Raw genomic sequence first — 17,931 nt, 5'->3', positions numbered from 1 at the left:
CTTTTTTACGTTCGCGCGATCAGTTCAAACGCGAATTGCGCATCCCGTACAGGAAGTAAGTCAGGATCGCCGCCGTCATCCAGATGATGAAGATGGTGTAGGTCGTCATCGACAGGCCGAACATCAAATACAGGCATGCGCTGATGCTCAGGCCCGGCACCACATAGGGACCGAACGGCACGCGGAAGCCCTTGACCGCCGAAGCGCCCTCCTTGGCGCGCATCACCGGCACCGCCAGCGACACCACGATGAACGCCGTCAGCGTGCCCATGCTGACCATGTCCCACAGGAAGGTCGCGTCGACGAAGCCGGCCACCAGGCCGACCACGATCGACACGATCAGCGTGTTCTGCACCGGCGACGCGGTGCGCGCATTGACCTTCTTGAACGCCGGCGAAATCAGGCCGTCCTTGGAGATCGCGTACAGGATGCGGGTCTGGCCGTAGATCGTCACCAGCGTCACGCTGAACACCGAAATCACCGCGCCGGCCGCCAGCACCAGCGCCGGCCAGGTCTTGCCGGTGACGTTTTGCAGGATCACGGCCAGGCCGGCTTCCTGCCCGGCGAACTTGTGCGCCGGCTGCGCGCCCATCGCCGCCACCGCCACCAGCATGTAGAACACGGTCACGATGCCCAGCGCCGACAGGATACCGATCGGCAAGTTGCGGGTCGGGTTGCGCACTTCCTCGCCGGCGGTGGCCACGGTGTCGAGGCCGATGAAGGAGAAGAACACGGTCGCCGCCGCCGCCGTCACGCCGGCCATGCCGGTGTAGTGAACGCCGTTGTCGGGGCTGAAGAATGGATGGAAATTGTTTATATCAAAACCGGAGAACGCGATCACCACGAAGAAGATCAGGATCGCCAGCTTGATCATCACCATGATGGCGTTGGTGGTGGCCGACTCCTTGGTGCCGCGGATCAGCAGCACGCAGCACAGGCAGACCAGCAGGATCGGCGGCAGGTTGATATGGCCGCCGCGAAGCTCAATGCCGTGCGCGGTGGAGACGATCATCGGCGAGCGCAGCATCTCGGGGATGTGCCAGCCGAAGGCGTTGTTGAGGAAGTTGTTCAGGTAGTCCGACCAGCCGATCGCGGTGGCGCTGGCGGCCAGCCCGTATTCGAGCAGCAGGCAGGCGGCCATGATGAAGGCCAGGAACTCGCCGACGGTCGCGTAGGCGAACGAGTACGACGATCCGGATGCCGGAATGCGGAACGACAGCTCGGCGTAGCACAGCGCGGTCAGGCCGGCGGTGATGGCGGCGATCAGGAACGACAGGATCACGGATGGGCCGGCCTTGGGAACGGCCTCCACCATCGTGAAGAAAATGCCGGTGCCGATCGTGGCGCCGACGCCGATCATGGTCAGGGGGAACAGGCCGATCGAGCGATGCAGACCGTTGCTGGAGGGGGCGTTTTCAACTGTATTGACGACCGGCTTGGTACGGGTCAGTTTCTGGACCAGCGTTTGGTTCACAGGCTATCCTTGTGGGAAATATGTTCGGGCAAAAACACAGCGATTATAGGGCTTTCCAGCCTGTCCCCATAAAGTAATTTTGTGCCAGAAAAACAACTCACTGTGCGAAGGCGCATCAGTGCCCACAAGGCGGCGTTACAGTTGCTTACTTTTGATACAGCGCGGTGTATAGATGCCAAAGGCTCAACAAGATACTCTTGAGCCAAGTGTTACTTACAGCCAAGACGGAGCCAGCCATGCCTATCAAAAAAATCCCGACCGTATCCCGCCGTTTCCATCCAGCAGTGGCGGGCGCCGCCCTGGTGCTGATCGGCCTGGCCGCCACGATCACCGCGCTGATGGTGCGCGCTTAAAGCGTCGCGCCGATGTAGTCCAGCTTGCCGACCGGCACGCCTTGGTTGCGCAGGATGCCGTGCGCGGTGGCGATATGGAAGTAGAAATTCGGCAGCGCGAAGGTCAGCAGATAATCCTCGCCGGTGAACTCGGGCTGGAATTTACCCCAATTCAGTTTGATCACGCGCTCGCCGCTGCCGTCGAACTGCGCCGCATCGACGGTGTTCAAATAGGCGATGGTGTTGGCGATGCGCTGTTGCAGTTGATCGAACGAAGTCTCGTTGTCTTCAAATTTAGGCGCCGCCACGCCGCTGAGGCGCTCCACCGACAGCTTCGACGTATCGCTGGCGCGCTGCACTTGCGCCGAAAGCGGCAACATATCATCGGCCAGCCGCGCCGAGAGAATCGCATCCGGCACCGCCCCCTGCTGCTCGACGTGGGCCTCCGCCTTCTTCAACAAATCCGCCAACACATTCAACCCGCGCACAAACACGGGCACCGAAACTCTATACATCGATAGCGACATGATCCACTCCTGTTGTTTGAATACAGGGAGAGTATAGTCGCTACGCCGAATGCGCGTCGTCAGGCCATCTGGTCGATGTTGCCGCCGATTTTGCTGCTGTCGGAGGTTTTTTCCGATGGGTGGGAGATGTTGTAGACCAGCTGCTCCTGGGCGGAGACGCTGCCGTCTTCGTTCTTGTCGGCGGCTTCGTAGGTCTTGGCCGCGCTGCTGGCGCCACCGGCGCCCCCTGCTCCGCCGGCACCGCCCGCCGGTTTGGCGCCGCCTTGCGCGCCTTCCGCACCGCCGGTGCCGGCCGGCGGTTTCGGTGGCGTGAAGTCGCCGCTCTTGATCGCGGTCTCCAGGTCGGACTGCGTGATCGAGCCGGATTTCTGTTTGTCGATGGCGTCGAACTGCTTGGTCGCATCCTCGGTCGAGACGCCTTTGGAGGTCAGGCCGGAGACGAATTCTTCCTTGTTGACCTTGCCGTCCTTGTCGCTGTCCATGTCGCCGAACACCTTGGCGGCGAAGCGCGCCGCGCCCTTCGCTGGATCGAACGTGGTGGCTTGCGTGCTGCTGCTTGAAACGCCGCTGATTGCTGTCATGGTTCTTACTCCGCTATTGAGGACAATGTTATTCCTGTTAACGAACTAATCCATGTAACCATGATCCCGCGAAGTGTAAAGGCGGGTAAAGCTCAGGAAACGCGCACCACCATCAAGCCGGCGCGCAGCCCGACGCGGACGTCGGGATTGGGAAACACCACCAGCTCCTCGGGATGCTGCACCGTGTAGACGGTGTCGCCGTCGCGCGCGATCTCCTCGCCCTGCTTCAGCGCCGTGAAGTTGTGCGTGTCTTTGCCGAACGCCATCTGGAACTGGTCGCTCAACTTGATGATCTGGCGCGCGGTGTTGAACACGTGCGGCATCTGCTTCGCCTCGCGCCTGGCCGCGCCGCGCAGCAGATCGTCCAGCGCCAGCGAGGCACCGGTGAATTGCGCCAGGTCGTTCTGACCCAGGGTGCCGATGCGCCCCAGCTCCACCGTGGTGCCGGCGGCGCCGTGGTGCTCGGCCGAGTAATAACTGTAGGTGCCGACCGAAGCCGGATTCATGATCACCGCGCCGATACCGGCCAAACCAAGCCACTCGATCAGCGTGCGGCGCGGCGCGTCGGCGATGATCTCGGGGACGATGGCGAAGGTCGGATACACCGACGGCCGTATCGCCGTATGCAGATCCAGATGCCAGCGCACCGGCCCCGCGTCGGCGAAGAAGGCGCTGGTCGCCGCGATCATCGCGTCGGCGCGCGCCGCCTCGGCGGTTCCGGCCAGCGTGCCGCGTTCGACACGGAACATGCGGTTCAAGTCCGCGTCGATGAAACGCTTGCCGTTGCGGATCGCACCGATGTTGCCGACGCAGAGCATCAGGTTGACCGCCAGCGCGGACGCCTGGTGCGACAGGGCGTCCAGCAGATACGCCACCATCTCGATCGGCCCCGTCTCGTCGCCGTGCACGCCGACCGAGATCAGCACGCTGGCGCGCGCCGCGTCCTGTTGGCCGACGGCCTTGATGGTCAGGATGCCGTCGGCCGGCTGCGTCACCGCAAAACCGGCCGCCGTGAACCGCGACGCCACCGCGCTGAAATCCGCTTCAGCGAGGGCGCGTACGGCTTCCGGCAAGGCTGCGGGCAACTGGCTCATACGCTCAAGCCACCAACGGCGCGGTGCCGGCGTTGGTCGCCTCCGACAATGCCCACACATCCAGCATCGCCTGCTCCAGGTCCGTCGCCGCCGCGTAGCCCGACAGGCCCAGCGTGTTGGCGACGACTTCCACCGCCTCCGCCGCCGTATGCTCGCCTGTCGCCTGACGCAGCACCTGCGCCAGCAAACGTTGCTGCGTGCGGCGCAGCGCGTTCTGCGCGTAGCTGCGCAGATGTTCCTGCGAACGGCTGACGGCCGGCAGCTTCAAGCCGCGTTCCAGCGTATCGATGCCGACCTGCGCGCGCAGCGCCAGGCCCACTTGCAGGAAGGCCGGCAAATCCATGCCTTCCGGACGCGACACCGACAGCGCCGCGAACACAAACGCCGCCACCGATTCGATCGCATCGACCGCCTTCCACGCCAGAACGAATTCCGTGCGCAGGCCGGCGGTGATGTCGGCATCCGACTGGCCGTCGGCAGGCGTCAGCTGCACCAGCGTTTCCGGCTTGGCGAACAGCTTGGTCAACTCCGCGACACCATTGGTCAGCTGCTCGGCGGGCACCGACAGCGCGCCCTCGATGACAGCCTTCTGCAACACACGGGTGCGGCCATCGACCTTGATCGACACGGCGCGCGGCACCTTCAGCGCATCGGCATCCAGCGCGCCGAAGATCGGCGCCAGGTTCAGTGCGGACCAGGCCTGGCCCCACGCCAGGATCACATCCGACTCATCGACGCCATGCTCGCCGGCCAGCTGGCGCAGCATCAGCGGACCGCAGCGGTTGACCGATTCGTTGGCCAGCACGGTCGCCAGGATGGCGTTGGCCAGCGGATGCGCCAGCGCAGGACGGGTCGCCACCAGCAGGTCGGGGAAGTACGGCTTCAGCACCGACTCGGCCCAGCTGTTTTCCGTCAGCGGCAGCGCCGACAGGATGCGCTTGTAGCGGTTCTTGACGTTGGCGATCACCACCGCCAGTTCCGGCGTGGTCAGGCCACGGCCGTCCGCCTTGCGGCGCGCCAGTTCGGCCACCGACGGCAGCTGCTCCAGTTCGCGCGACAGCGCGCCCTCTTCTTCCAGGAAGGCGATCAGCGATGCGTAGCCATCCTGCACGGCGGCGTCGGTCTGTGCCTGCGCCTCGCGCACCAGCAGCTGCGTTTGCAGCGTGTTGTCGCGCAGGACCAGGCGTTCGATGTCGGCGGTCATTTCGTTCAGCACGCGGTTGCGGTCCGCCTCGCTCAACTGGCCGGCGTTCATTTCCACGTCCAGCCACATCTTCGCGTTCACTTCATGGTCGGAGCAATCCACGCCGGCCGAGTTGTCGATCGCATCGGTGAAGATACGGCCGCCCGCCAGCGCGAATTCGATACGGCCGGACTGGGTCGCGCCCAGGTTGCCGCCTTCCGCCACCACCTTGCAGCGCAGCTGATTGCCGTCGACGCGGATGTTGTCGTTGGCGCGGTCCTTGACCTGCGCGTGCGATTCGGTCGACGCCTTGATGTAGGTGCCAATGCCGCCGTTGTAGAACAGGTCGACCGGCGCCAGCATGATGCGGTGCATCAGTTCTTCCGGCGGCAGCGAGGTCTCTTCGATGTCCAGCACGGCGCGGATCTGCGGCGACAACGCGATGCTGCGCGCGGTACGCGGATACACGCCACCGCCGGCCGAGATCAGTTCCTTGTTGTAGTCGTCCCACGAGGAGCGCGGCAGCGCGAACATGCGCTCGCGTTCAATGAAGGATTGCTCCATGTCCGGATTCGGATCGAGGAAGATGTGGCGGTGGTCGAAGGCCGCGACGATTTTCAGCTTGCGCGACAGCAGCGCGCCGTTGCCGAACACGTCGCCGGACATGTCGCCGACGCCGACCATGGTCACCGGCGTGGCGTGGATGTCGTGGTCCATCTCGTAGAAGTGGCGCTTGACCGCTTCGAACGCGCCCTTGGCGGTGATGCCCATCTTCTTGTGGTCGTAGCCGTTCGAGCCGCCCGACGCGAATGCGTCGCCCAGCCAGAAGCCGCGTTCCACCGCAATGCTGTTGGCGATGTCGGAGAAGGTCGCGGTACCCTTGTCGGCCGCCACCACCAGGTAAGGATCGTTGCCGTCGTAGCAGACGGTGTCCGCCGGCGACACGATCTTGCCCAGCACGCGGTTGTCGGTCATTTCCAGCAGGCTGGCGATGAACAGGCGGTACACGGCTTCGCCTTCGGCCGCGATGGTTTCACGCACGGCGTCCTTCGGCATCTGCTTGCAAACGAAGCCGCCCTTGGCGCCGGCCGGCACGATGACGGCGTTCTTCACCATCTGCGCCTTGACCAGGCCGAGGACTTCGGTGCGGTAGTCTTCCATCCGGTCCGACCAGCGCAGCCCGCCGCGCGCGACCGGGCCGCCGCGCAGGTGCAGGCCTTCGAAGCGGCGCGAGAACACGAAGATCTCGCGGAACGGGCGCGGTTCCGGCACCAGCGACAGATTGCTGGTGTCGAACTTGAAGATGATCTTGTCGCCCTTTTGATTGTTCTGGAAGTAGTTGGTGCGCAGCGTCGCCGAGATCAGGTCGATCATCGCGCCCAGCACCTCTTCGCTGTCGGCGTGGTTGATCGCGGGCAGGCGGCCCTTGATGGCGGCCAGCGTGTCCAGCGCGGCGGCGCGGGTGGCGTCGTCCAGCGCAGGGTCGAAGCGTTGCAGGAAGGCGTCCACCAGTTCCTTGACGATGGCCGGCTGCTTGCGCAGCGTCTCGGCGATGTAGCGTACCGAGAAGCGGGTGCCGGTCTGGCGCCAGTAGCTCATGTAGGCGCGCACCAGCTGTACTTCGCGCACGCTCAAGCCGCCTTCGATGACCAGGCCGTTCAGGCGGCCGTCTTCGGCTTCGTTGTTGAACAGCGCGGCGAACAATTCCTGCGCCACCGGCACCACTTCGGCCTTGGCCAGGTTGGCGGCGCTGGCGGCGTCCACCGATAGGCTGGTGACGAAGTGGCGTTGGCCGTCCAGGCGGATCGAGTGCGCCTGTTCGCGGTCGATCGACACGCCGGCGTTATGCAGCGCCGGCAGGATGGTCGACAGCGACGGCACGCGGTCCACCGAGTACAGGCGGATGGTGGTGGCGTCGCCCACGGTCTCGACGCGCGCATCGACGCGCGACGGATCGGTGTTGGCGAGGATCGCCTGCAAATCGTGGAAGGCCGCTTGCGGCGCGGTCGATGCGACATAGTCGATCGGCAGCGTCGAGCACATGCGGCGCAGGTGCGCGCGCACCGGCACGTTCGGCACGGCGTCGGCCAGTTCGGAGAATTGATCGTGCCAGCCGTCCAGCACGGAGGTCAGCGGCTGCTGGATGTCGGTTTCCAGGTCCAGCGGATAGCGCGCGCCGTGGGCGATCAGGTAGACGCGCGCCAGCGGACCGTCGGCCACCAGCGTCTGCGAGCTGACATGGTTGGCGCCGGAGCTGGCTTGCAGCGTCCTGGCCAGCGCGGAAGCGACGCTTGCGCTGTAACGCTCGCGCGGCAGGTAGACCAGCACGTTCAGGTGACGTGCGTACACGTCGCGGCGGGCGAACACCTTGGTGCGCGGCTGCTTGTACAGCGACACCACGGCGCCGCAGACTTCCGCCAGCCATTCCGGCTCCGCTTCCAGCGCTTCGGTGCGCGGCAGCGATTCCAGGATCTCGATGAACTTCTCGGCGCGGAAGCCTTCCTGGCGCACGCCGGCGATGCTCAGCACCTTGGCGACGCGGCCGCGCGCGAACGGCAGGCGGTTCAGCGGCGTGGCGGTGGCGGCGCGGGTGAACAGGCCGACGAAGCAATATTCGCCGAGGATCGCGCCTTGCGCGTCGGTGTGGCGGATGCCGATGAAGTCCAACTGCTGGTCGCGGTGCAGCGTGCCTTCGACGTCGGCCTTGACGATGGACAGCGTGTTGGCGCGTTTCGACAGCGTGTCGAAATCGCCCGGGATGTTGGCCAGGCAGGTGCCGTAAACCGGATGCGACGTATCCTGCAGCACGCCGATGCGGCTTGGGATGTCGCGTTCCAGCTCGCGCACGCCCGGCTTGACTTGGTAGTAGGCGTAGCCGAACGGCTCGAAGCCTTCGGTCTTGGCCCACTCCAGGAAGGCGGCGACTTCCTTGCCTTCTTCACCATTGGCGGCGGCTTCGGCGCCGATGCGGCTGAAGTGCGCCTGCATCGCGGCCTTGTCGCGGCGGACCACGGCGGCGTCGCGCGACACCATCTCGATGCGTTCGACCAGCATGCCCAGTTCCGCATCCGACAGGTCGTCCGACAGCAGGCACAGGACATACGATTCCAGCTTGTCGCCGGCGTTGCCGACGGCCGTCACCACGCCGTCCGCGTCGCGCGCGACCGGCAGCACCGAGTTCAATACGCCGTTGGCGGTGACGTGCAGCTTGCGCATCGCCATGACGATGGAGTCGACCAGGTAAGGCGCGTCGTCGTTCAGGATCAGCAGCGCGGTGGCGGTGCCGCCACGGCCGTCGGCGTAGCGCAGCCGGGCGATCTGCGCGCCGGAGCCGGTGCGCTTGGAAGCGAAGGTGAAACCATCCCACAAGACCGGCGCCAGGCTGTCGGGCGAGGTGCCCGCCAGGTCTTCGTCATCCAGGGAGCCGAGCCAGGCGCTGATCAGCGCCGCGATCTGGCTGCCATCGCCGGCAGGTTTGCTTGTGTTGACCAAATCCAGCGTCTGTTTGCGCAGGTCTTGTGGCATTTGTTTCATCGTTGCTTCTCCAATACGTTATGAGTATTTTGTGTTGCAGGGCCGCGCGGGCTTGTGGCTGCGCGTGATATTAGACACTAAATCGCCAAATGGGGTTGAATCGCCGGATTACAAATCGTAGAGACCCGGCAGGCCCAGGATGCGGCTCAAATCCTCCAGCGCCGTGTGCACCTCGATCGCCAGCGCCGGATCGGCCAGGTCGGACGGATCCAGACGGTCGCGGTAATGCTTCTCCACCCACGCCACCAGCGTGTGATACAGCGCCTCGGTCATCACCACGCCCTGATGCATGGCCGCCGCTTCGGCGTCGGTCAGCGCCACGCGCAGGCGCAGGCACGCCGGACCGCCGCCGTTGCGCATCGACTGCCGCAGATCGAAATGAATCAGCTCATCGACCGCGTTGCCGCTGGCGACCAGGCCTTGCAGATAGGCCGCGACGGCGGCGTTCTCCTGGCACTCCTGCGGAATCACCAGCGCCATCTTGCCGTCATCCTTGGACAGCAACTGGCTGTTGAACAGATAGCTGGCCACCGCATCGGCCACCGACACCGCCGACGTATCGACGCGGATCGCATTCAGTTCGGCGCCCACGCCGCCCATGGCGCGGCGCAGCTGATCCAGGCCGCCGGCTTCGTCGGCGAAGGCCTGCTCGTGATAGAACAGCACATTGCCGTTGCCGACCGCGATCACGTCATTGTGGAACACACCCTGGTCGATCACGTCCGGATTCTGCTGGATATAGACGGTGCGCCCGGCCGACAGGCCGTGCAGGCGCGCGACGGCCTGGGACGCTTCCAGCGTCTGGCGGGCCGGATATTTTTTCGGCGCGCTGGCGGAGGCATCGAACTCGGTGCGGCCGTAGACGAACATCTCGACCGCGGCGCTGCCGTGGTCCTTGCACAGGCGCGTGTGATTGGCCGCGCCCTCGTCGCCGAAGGCCGGCGTGCCGGGCAGCGCGTCGTGCACCGCGAAGTGCTGCTCGTCCTTGAAGATGGCGCGCAGCGAACGCGCCGACTGCGCGTGCTCGAAAGCGCGGTGCAGCTTGTTGTTCAGGTTGGCGGCGGTGAAGTGCGCGCGGCCGTCGGCGCTGTCGGCGGACGGGCTGACCGTCGCCGCGTTCGCGGTCCACATCGGCGAAGCCGAATACGCGCAGGCCAGGATCACCGGCGCTTCCTTGGCCGCCTTGGCCAGCACCTCGGCATCGCTGCCGGTGAAGCCGATGCTGCGCAGCAGACGGAAGTTCGGACGATCCTGCGGCGGCAACAGCGCCTGGCCGAAACCGCGCGCCGCCAGCGCACGCATCTTGGCCAGCCCTTGCAACGCGGCCAGCTTCGGATTCGAAGCGCTCTTGACGTTGCTGAACGAGGCCACGTTACCGAACGACAGGCCGGCGTAGTTGTGCGATGGGCCGACCAGGCCGTCGAAATTGAATTCGCGTGCGCGCATGAAGCTATCCTTAGAAGTGCATGCCCGGCGACAGCTTCGCGGGCATTTCAAGTACGTTGTTTTCGATCGATGCCACCGGATAGGCGCAGTAGTCCGCCGCGTAGTAGGCGCTCGGGCGATGGTTGCCCGACTTGCCGACGCCGCCGAACGGCGCGCTGCTGGCGGCGCCGGTGGTCGGACGGTTCCAGTTGACGATGCCGGCGCGCGCGCGCACCTGGAACATCTTCCACAGGTTCTCGTCGTTGGAGATCAGCGCGGCGGCCAGGCCGAATTCGGTGGCGTTGGCGGCCTTGATCGCGCTGTCGAAATCGGCGACGCGCAGCACTTGCAGCAATGGGCCGAACCACTCTTCATCCGGAATGCCCTGCGCCTTGGTCACGTCGACGATGCCGGCCGAGACGAAACCGCTGTCGGCGTGCAGGTGCGTCATTTCCAGCAGCAGCTTGCCGCCCTTGGCGACCAGGTCGGCTTGCGCCTGCACCAGGCGCCTTGCGACCGCCGACGACACCACCGGTCCCATGAACGGCGCGGGTTCGGCGTTGGATGCGCCGATGGTCAGGCGGCTGGCCACATCGACCAGGCGCTTGACGATCGCATCGCCCTCGGCGCCTTCGCGCACGATCAGGCGGCGCGCGCAGGTACAGCGCTGGCCGGCCGAGATGAAGGCCGACGAAATCGCCATGAACACGGCGGCGTCGATATCCTTGACGTCCCACACCACCAGCGGGTTGTTGCCGCCCATTTCCAGCGCCAGCATCTTGCCCGGCTGGCCGCCGAACTGCTTGTGCAGCGCGGTGCCGGTCTGGCAGCTGCCGGTGAACAGCACGCCGTCCAGCAGCGGGTTCTGGCCCAGCGCCACGCCGGCGTCGCGGCCGCCGTTGACCAGGTTGATCACGCCTTTCGGCAGGCCGGCTTGCTCCCACAGCTGCACCGTCTTGACGGCGGTGCGCGGCGCGTACTCGCTCGGCTTGAACACCACGGTGTTCCCCGCGATCAGCGCCGGTACGATATGGCCGTTCGGCAGATGGCCCGGGAAGTTGTACGGACCGAACACGCCGAACACGCCGTGCGGACGATGACGCAGCACCGCCTCGCCGTCGGCGACCTTGCTCTGCGTCTCGCCGGTACGCGCGCCGTGGGCCTGAACCGAGATGTCGATCTTGTTGGCCATGGTGGTCACTTCGGTGCGCGCTTCCCACAGCGGCTTGCCGACTTCCTCGGCGATCAGCAGCGCCAGCTCCTCGGCGTCCTGCTTCAGCAGATCGCGGAAGCGGGTGCAGACGGCGATGCGCTCGGCCAGCGGCGTCAGCGCCCAGGCCTCGAACGCGCCACGCGCGGCGGCGCAAGCCTGGCCGACATCCTGCGCGGTCGACTCGTTGCTGCTCCAGGTCTGCTTGCCGTTCGACGGATCGATGGTCACCAGTTCGGCGCCGCTGCCGGCGAGCCATTCGCCGCCAATGAAATTGCTGATGTTAGCCATTGTTTTTCCTCGGGTTGAGAGTCAGTGTGCGCACGGTATCGCCGGTGTGGCAATGCAGGAGCTTCTGCTCCGCTTCCGGCAGCGCGACGGCGCCGGCGACCGGCATCGACTGCGACAGGATCATGCGAAAATCTTTGAGCGTGGTGTTCGACACCAGCATCGGCTCGGCGGCGACGCTCTCCGGCGCGCAGGCCGAATCCCAGTCGGTGGCCGGGCCGATCTCGGCCAGCGTGCTGTCGCGCATGGCGCGCAGCTCGGACACGCGCGCCTGCAGCACCGGGCCGGCGTCGAAGATGTCGACATAGCCTTCGAAGTACATGCCCTCCTGCTCCAGCAGGCGGCGCGCCGGCGCGGTCGAAGTGTGGACCTTGCCGATCACTTGCTGCGCGTCGTCCGGCAGGTAAGCCACGTACAGCGGCTGGCGCGGCATCAGCTCGGCGATGAAGGACTTCTTGCCGACCGCCGTCAGGTCGTCGACGTGGTCGAAATCCATCTTGAAGAAGTGCCGGCCCAGTCCTTCGTAGAACGGCGAACGTCCGCCCTCCTCCTGGTAGCCGCGCATTTCGGCGATCAGCTTTTCGGTGAACAGGTGCGGGAACTGGGCGATGAACAGGAAGCGGCTCTTCGACAGCAGCTTGCCGTTGTTGCCGGTGCGGTAGTCGGGATGCAGGAACAGCGAGCACAGTTCGGTGCTGCCGGTCAGGTCGTTCGACAGGTACAGCGTCTCCATGCGGGTGAACACATCCAGCTCGCGGCTGGAGTGCACCAGGGTGCCGATGCGGTAGTTGTAGAACGGCTCGTTCAGCCCCACCGCGCCCTTGATGGCGCACACGCCGGCCAGGCGGCCGCTGTCGGTATCCTCCATCACGAACATGTAGTCGCGCTTTTCCGGCGCGATGGTTTCGGCGAACGAGGCGACCGCGATCGCCAGGCGGTCGCCCATCATCTTCATGTCCGGCTTGAGGGTGGTCATGCCGCTGCCGACCTGCGTGGCCATCACGTACAGGGCGTCGAGGTCTTCGGCTTGGATTGCGCGTACTACTAGCATAGGGTGTCCGTTCTTAGATTCTGACGCAGATGACGGTATCGCCTTCGGCCACTTGCAGCGCTTCCTGTACGTCGACCGGCAGCGCCACGCTGAGTTGCGATTCCAGCGACGGGCAATGCGTGATCACGGCGCGGAAATTGTGTTCGGTGCCGGACGACACGGCGTAGCGCAGCTGCGGTTCGCGGCCCCGGTCCGGCTGTTCCACCGAGGTCGCGACGCGGCGCTGCAAGGCGCCGGTGAAGGTGCGCAGCGAATTCTTGTGCGCCTGCAAGATCGGGCCGCCGTCGAATATGTCGATGTAGTCGTCGGCCTCGAAGCCTTCGGCGGTCAGCAGGTTGAACGCCAGCTCGCCGGAAGGATGGATCTGGCCCATCGCCGCCTGCGCGTCGCCCGGCAGCAGCGGCACGTAGACCGGATAGTGAGGCATCAGCTCGACGATCAGCGTGCGGTTGCGCGCGCCGCCGATGACGCGTTCGGCGTCGAGGAAGTCCATCTGGAAGAATTTGCGGCCCAGCGCGTCCCAGAACGGCGAGCCGCCGTCGCCGTCGGTGACGCCGGCCAGCGGCACGAAGAAGCGGTCGGCGAAGCGGTGCGGCGCCAGCACCGCGAACATCAGCCGCGCGCGCGACAGCAGCGCCGCTTCCGGCGTGCCGTATTCGCGCTCGCCGACGTAAAAGCTGGACAGCTGTGAATAGCCGGTCAGCTCGGAGCACAGCGTCAGCGCGTGCACGCTGTGGCTGATGTTCAGGTCGCGCGAGACCTGCTGGATCACGTCGTTGCGGAAGGAGAAATAGGTGCCGTTGGAGCCGGCGGCGGCGAACATCGCGGCGGTGCCGGCGATGCTCTTGTCGGCCAGCGATTCGAGCACCAGCACATAGGACTCTTCGCTGGGGATGTCGACATGGGCGGCGAAGGACGCGATCGAACGCTCGATCATGGCGAGGATTTTCTCGCGCGTCTTCGGCAGGGTATGCACTCCCGGCATGGGCACGGCTGCCAGCGCTTCGAGGGCAGCGATATCCGCAAGTTCGACCGGACGGACTACATACATGTGGACTCCTTGAAAATGCGACTGGCCCGGCGGACGCCGGGCCAGAGTAACAACGGGGAAGCTTATGCCGCGTTGATCAGACCATCCAGCGACAGGCGCAGGATGCGGTCGGCTTCGCCGATCTGCGCGTCGGTGACGATCAGCGCCGGCGCCAGGCGCACCACATCCATGCCCGCGATCAGCACCATCATGCCGTTGCCTTCGGCGGCCTTCTGGATATCCTTCGAACGGCCCTTCCACGCGTCGGTCACGACCATGCCCAGCAACAAGCCGGCGCCGCGCACCTGCGCGAACACCTGCGGGTAGTCGGCGATCAGCTGTTCCATCGTCGAGCGCAGCTTGGCGCCGGCTTCCTTGACGCGCGCCAGGAAGGCCGGCTGGTTGATGGTCTCCAGCACCGTCAGCGCCACGGTCGCGGCCAGCGGGTTGCCGCCGTAGGTGGTGCCGTGCGAGCCGACGCTCAAGGTGGCGGCCAGTTCGTGCGTGGTCAGCATCGCCGCGATCGGATAGCCGTTGCCCAGCGCCTTGGCCGAGGTCAGCACGTCCGGCACGATGCCGTAGCTCATGTAGTTGAACAGATCGCCGGTGCGGCCCATGCCCGACTGCACCTCGTCGAAGATCAGCACGGCGCCGGTCTTGTCGCACAGGTCGCGCAGCTCTTGCAGGAAGGCCTTATCTCCAGGCACCACGCCGCCTTCGCCTTGCAGCGGTTCGACGATCACGGCGCAGACATCGTCGCCGATGGCGGCGCGCGCCGACTCGATATCGTTATAAACGATATGGTCGATCGACGGCGGCAGCGGCTCGAAGCCTTCGGTGTACTTCGACTGGCCGCCGACCGACACGGTGAACAGCGTGCGGCCGTGGAACGACTGGTAGCACGACACGATGCGCGACTTGTGCGGACCGAACTTGGTATGCGCGTATTTGCGCGCCAGCTTCAGCGCCGCTTCGTTGGCTTCGGCGCCGGAGTTGCAGAAGAAGGCGCGGTCGGCGAAGGTCGCTTCGGTGATCGCCAGGCCCAGACGCAGCACCGGCTCGTTGGTGTAGCCGTTACCGAGGTGCCACAGGGTGTTGGCCTGGCGCGTCAGCGCCTCGACCACGCCCGGGTGGCAGTGGCCCAGCGCCGCGACCGCGATGCCGGAGGTGAAGTCCAGGTAATGCTTGCCATTCTGGTCCCACAGGTCCAGGCCAGCGCCTCGGACCGGAACCATCGCCGCAGGTGCGTACGTAGGCACCAGGACGTCGTCGAAGGTCTGACGAGTCACAGGACGGGTGGCGGCGGTCGTATCGAGCTTGGCGTTCATGGCATTCCCTATCAATGTTGGGTACGTGCGGCACAGCGCCGCGGTGACCCATTATAAAAAGCGGCATGCTAAAACTCTTTTCTAATGGCGACAAGGATTTTCACTTTTAGCCGCGCCGCAACCTTGCCTGAAAGGCCATGCAATCGAGCAACAGTTAGCTTGTCATCATGCTCACTTGTCTTTATCCTATCCAAACACTCTGCAATTAATTGCCAGGAGAACTATGCGATACGGTGGACTGGTTCGGATGGCACGAATGCTCTGCGGCCTGCTGCTGGCGGCGCTGTGCGCGCCCGCGCCCGCCGCGTCGGGCCAGGGCCAGGTGTCGCTGACACCGGCCGAACAGGCCTGGCTGCAAGCCCATCCCGTCGTCACACTGGCACTGGACCAGAACAACCCGCCGCTGAACTTCCGCCGCAGCGACGCCGAAGGCGCCTCGTTCGCCGGCGTCTCGATCGACTACGCCAACCTGATCGCGGCCAAGACCGGCCTGACCATCCGCTTCGCCGGCAGCACGTGGGAAAAGGCGCTGGAGCAGGCGATGGCGCACCAGGTCGACGGCCTGCTGTGCGCGAACGACCGGCCGGAGCGCCGCGACAAGCTGGCGTTCTCGCTGCCCTACCTGGAATTGCCGATCGCGCTGGCGACCCGCCCCGGCCAGCAGGACATCCACACACTGTCGGCGATGGCCGGGCGCCGCATCGCCGTCATGCGCGACACGGCACGGGTGCCGTTGCTGCGCGCGCGCTGCCCGGACTGCGTGCTGGTCGAAGTCGACGACCCGCCGCAGGCCATGGCGCGCATCCAGGCCGGCATGGCGGACGCCTTTTTCGACGACCTGCCGGTGGTGCAGCGCGCCATCGCCGCCAGCGGATCGCGGCTCAGGATCGCGCTGCTGTACTACTACTCGGAGGCGGCCGCGACCCGCATCGGCCTGCGCAACGACGCGCCCGAACTGCTATCGATCGTCAACAAGGGCCTGGCCGCGATCACCGCCGCCGAGCAGGAACAGATCCACACCCGCTGGCTGTCGACCGCCAACGGCGTGCCGGTCGAGCGCGACCTGCAGTTGACGGCGGCGCAGCGGGCCTGGCTGGCCGCGCATCCGGTGATCCGGGTCGGAGTCGACGCCGCGCGCGCGCCGATCGAATCGGTCGGCGACGACGGCAAGCCGCGCGGCATCTCGCAGGAATACCTGCGCCGCGTCGAAGAGATGCTGGGCGTGCGCTTCGAGCTGGTGCCGATGCGCGATCCCGAATTGATACTGGGCCGGCTGGAACAGCACGAGGTCGACATGTTGTCGGCGATCTCGCAAACCGAGAGCCGGCAGCGTTTCATGACGTTGAGCGATCCCTTCCTCACCTCGCCGATCGTGATCTACACCGCCACCAGCGCGCCGCCGGCGCCCGGCCTGAGCAACCTGAACGGCAAGCGGGTGGCGGTCAGCACCCGCGCCGGCGTGGCCGAAATGCTGCCGCGCGACTGGCCCTCGATCGTGCCGGTGACCGCGATCAGCTTCAAGGTCGCGCTCGACCTGCTGCACCGCGACGAGGTCAGCGCGGTGGTGGCGCCGCTGCTGACCGGCACCCACCAGCTGGTCGAGCTGGGCACCAGCGACATCCGCGTCTCCGGCGAGACCGAATACAACTACAAGGTCGGCTTCGGCGTGCGCAACGACTGGGCCGAACTGCCGCCGATCCTGAATCTGGCGCTGGCCGCGATCCCGAAATTCGAGCGCGACGGCTTCAAGCAGAAATGGACCGTGGTGCGCTTCGACCACGAGACCGACTACCGCCCGCTGGGCGCGCTGCTGTTGGCGATCGCGATCGCGCTGGCCTTCATCTTCCAGCTGCGGGTGATGGTCAAGCGCCGCACCGCCGAACTGCAACAGGAGGTGAGCGCGCGCCGCGCCCGCGAAGCGGACATCCAGCGGCTGAACGCGGCGCTGGAACTGCGCGTCGAACAACGCACCGCCGAGCTGCGCCGCGCCAACGACGACCTGCGGGTCGCGGCCGACCAGCTGGTGCAGACCGAGAAGGTGGCGTCGCTGGGGCGGCTGGTGGCCGGCATCGCGCACGAGCTGAACACGCCGCTGGGCAGCACGCTGACGGCGTCGACCACGCTGAAGGCGCACCTGGTCACCTTCGGCCAGGCCGCGCTGGAAGGCAAGCTGAAGCGCTCCTCGGTGGAGGACTTCGTGGTGCAGAGCAAGCTGGCGTGCGAGATCATCGAACGCAACGCCCACCGCGCCGCCGGGCTGATCGACAACTTCAAGGAACTGGCGGTGGACCAGGCCAGCGCGCGGCGGCGCTTGTTCCCGCTGCGGCGCACGGTCGAGGAAGTGATCGCCAGCCACCACAACGCATGGAAGGCGACGCCGCACCGCATCGAGGTCGACATCGCGGAGACGCTGCAGATGGACAGCTTCCCCGGTCCGCTGGCGCAGGTGCTGTGCAATCTGCTGGAGAACACGCTGGTGCACGGTTTCGCCGGCAAGGATGCGGGGCGGGTGCGGATCAGCGCCAGCCTGCAGGACGAGCGGGTCGACATCCAGTACGCCGACGACGGCGCCGGCATCCCGCCCGAGCATCGCGGCAAGATCTACGATCCCTTCTTCACCACGCGGCTGGGCCAGGGCGGATCGGGGCTCGGCTTGTACATTGTGCAGACCATGGTCAGCGGCGTGCTGGGCGGCAGCATCGTGGTGCAAAGCAGTCCCGGCCAGGGCACCACCTTCCAGATCGCGCTGCCGCGTTCGGCCCCGCGCCTGACCGCCAGCACCGTCGCCGGCGCGCACGGCCTCGCCCCGCTACCCAGCTAACCCCACAGGTGTCAGTGCCGACATTCGGACACGAGCTCAACCGTGATGAAGCA

Annotated in this window: 11 protein-coding genes; 1 reads left to right on the top strand and 10 read right to left on the bottom strand. The window is 65.8% G+C overall.

Annotated elements, in window-relative coordinates; all coding sequences use genetic code 11:
• Nucleotides 1-19: 19 nt before the first annotated feature.
• The 10 genes from GW587_RS28685 to GW587_RS28640 form a co-directional block, all read right to left on the bottom strand.
• The gene (locus GW587_RS28685) at nt 20-1,474 is read right to left on the bottom strand and encodes an APC family permease (protein WP_166108323.1); all 1,455 of its coding nucleotides are present in this window, start codon (nt 1,472-1,474) and stop codon (nt 20-22) included.
• A gap of 349 nt (nt 1,475-1,823) precedes the next feature.
• On the bottom strand, nt 1,824-2,333 hold the full coding sequence (locus GW587_RS28680; RefSeq protein WP_166108322.1) for a DUF1993 domain-containing protein: 510 nt from the start codon (nt 2,331-2,333) through the stop codon (nt 1,824-1,826).
• A 59-nt stretch (nt 2,334-2,392) separates the two neighbouring features.
• Nucleotides 2,393-2,914 (bottom strand): EF-hand domain-containing protein, encoded by a 522-nt coding sequence (locus tag GW587_RS28675; protein ID WP_166108321.1) that lies wholly within the window; start codon nt 2,912-2,914, stop codon nt 2,393-2,395.
• Nucleotides 2,915-3,006: 92 nt separating this feature from the next.
• Nucleotides 3,007-4,008, bottom strand: coding sequence for a succinylglutamate desuccinylase (locus GW587_RS28670; RefSeq protein ID WP_166108320.1), 1,002 nt, complete (start codon nt 4,006-4,008; stop codon nt 3,007-3,009).
• A 4-nt stretch (nt 4,009-4,012) separates the two neighbouring features.
• Nucleotides 4,013-8,725, bottom strand: coding sequence for an NAD-glutamate dehydrogenase domain-containing protein (locus GW587_RS28665; RefSeq protein ID WP_166108319.1), 4,713 nt, complete (start codon nt 8,723-8,725; stop codon nt 4,013-4,015).
• A 108-nt stretch (nt 8,726-8,833) separates the two neighbouring features.
• Nucleotides 8,834-10,171, bottom strand: a complete 1,338-nt coding sequence (astB, locus tag GW587_RS28660; RefSeq protein WP_166108318.1) for an N-succinylarginine dihydrolase — start codon at nt 10,169-10,171, stop codon at nt 8,834-8,836.
• Between the two features lie 10 nt (nt 10,172-10,181).
• A complete protein-coding gene (gene astD, locus GW587_RS28655; RefSeq protein WP_166108317.1) occupies nt 10,182-11,651 on the bottom strand; it encodes a succinylglutamate-semialdehyde dehydrogenase in 1,470 nt (489 codons plus the stop codon).
• On the bottom strand, nt 11,644-12,699 hold the full coding sequence (astA, locus tag GW587_RS28650; RefSeq protein WP_166108316.1) for an arginine N-succinyltransferase: 1,056 nt from the start codon (nt 12,697-12,699) through the stop codon (nt 11,644-11,646). Before astA ends, astD begins: the two co-directional genes overlap by 8 nt.
• Before the next feature lie 13 nt (nt 12,700-12,712).
• Nucleotides 12,713-13,750, bottom strand: coding sequence for an arginine N-succinyltransferase (locus GW587_RS28645; RefSeq protein ID WP_166108315.1), 1,038 nt, complete (start codon nt 13,748-13,750; stop codon nt 12,713-12,715).
• 62 nt (nt 13,751-13,812) lie between these two features.
• Nucleotides 13,813-15,057 (bottom strand): acetylornithine/succinyldiaminopimelate transaminase, encoded by a 1,245-nt coding sequence (locus GW587_RS28640; protein WP_166108314.1) that lies wholly within the window; start codon nt 15,055-15,057, stop codon nt 13,813-13,815.
• Between the two features lie 247 nt (nt 15,058-15,304).
• Here GW587_RS28640 and GW587_RS28635 point away from each other — a divergent pair, with 247 nt between their 5' ends.
• Entirely contained in the window at nt 15,305-17,878 is a 2,574-nt protein-coding gene (locus GW587_RS28635) for a transporter substrate-binding domain-containing protein (protein WP_166108313.1), read from the top strand.
• Nucleotides 17,879-17,931: the final 53 nt, after the last annotated feature.

The organism is Duganella aceris, from assembly GCF_011090165.1.
GTDB classification, from domain to species: domain Bacteria; phylum Pseudomonadota; class Gammaproteobacteria; order Burkholderiales; family Burkholderiaceae_D; genus Rugamonas; species Rugamonas aceris.
This window is presented reverse-complemented; position numbering and strand designations above follow the sequence as displayed.

What these genes read in the sequence shown, in the direction of transcription:
- GW587_RS28645 (WP_166108315.1), bottom strand. Translation starts at nt 13,750, where the DNA reads ATGTATGTAGTCCGTCCGGTCGAACTTGCGGATATCGCTGCCCTCGAA.
- GW587_RS28640 (WP_166108314.1), bottom strand. Translation starts at nt 15,057, where the DNA reads ATGAACGCCAAGCTCGATACGACCGCCGCCACCCGTCCTGTGACTCGT.
- astB (WP_166108318.1), bottom strand. Translation starts at nt 10,171, where the DNA reads ATGCGCGCACGCGAATTCAATTTCGACGGCCTGGTCGGCCCATCGCAC.
- GW587_RS28680 (WP_166108322.1), bottom strand. Translation starts at nt 2,333, where the DNA reads ATGTCGCTATCGATGTATAGAGTTTCGGTGCCCGTGTTTGTGCGCGGG.
- GW587_RS28635 (WP_166108313.1), top strand. Translation starts at nt 15,305, where the DNA reads ATGGCACGAATGCTCTGCGGCCTGCTGCTGGCGGCGCTGTGCGCGCCC.
- GW587_RS28675 (WP_166108321.1), bottom strand. Translation starts at nt 2,914, where the DNA reads ATGACAGCAATCAGCGGCGTTTCAAGCAGCAGCACGCAAGCCACCACG.
- GW587_RS28665 (WP_166108319.1), bottom strand. Translation starts at nt 8,725, where the DNA reads ATGAAACAAATGCCACAAGACCTGCGCAAACAGACGCTGGATTTGGTC.
- astD (WP_166108317.1), bottom strand. Translation starts at nt 11,651, where the DNA reads ATGGCTAACATCAGCAATTTCATTGGCGGCGAATGGCTCGCCGGCAGC.
- GW587_RS28670 (WP_166108320.1), bottom strand. Translation starts at nt 4,008, where the DNA reads ATGAGCCAGTTGCCCGCAGCCTTGCCGGAAGCCGTACGCGCCCTCGCT.
- astA (WP_166108316.1), bottom strand. Translation starts at nt 12,699, where the DNA reads ATGCTAGTAGTACGCGCAATCCAAGCCGAAGACCTCGACGCCCTGTAC.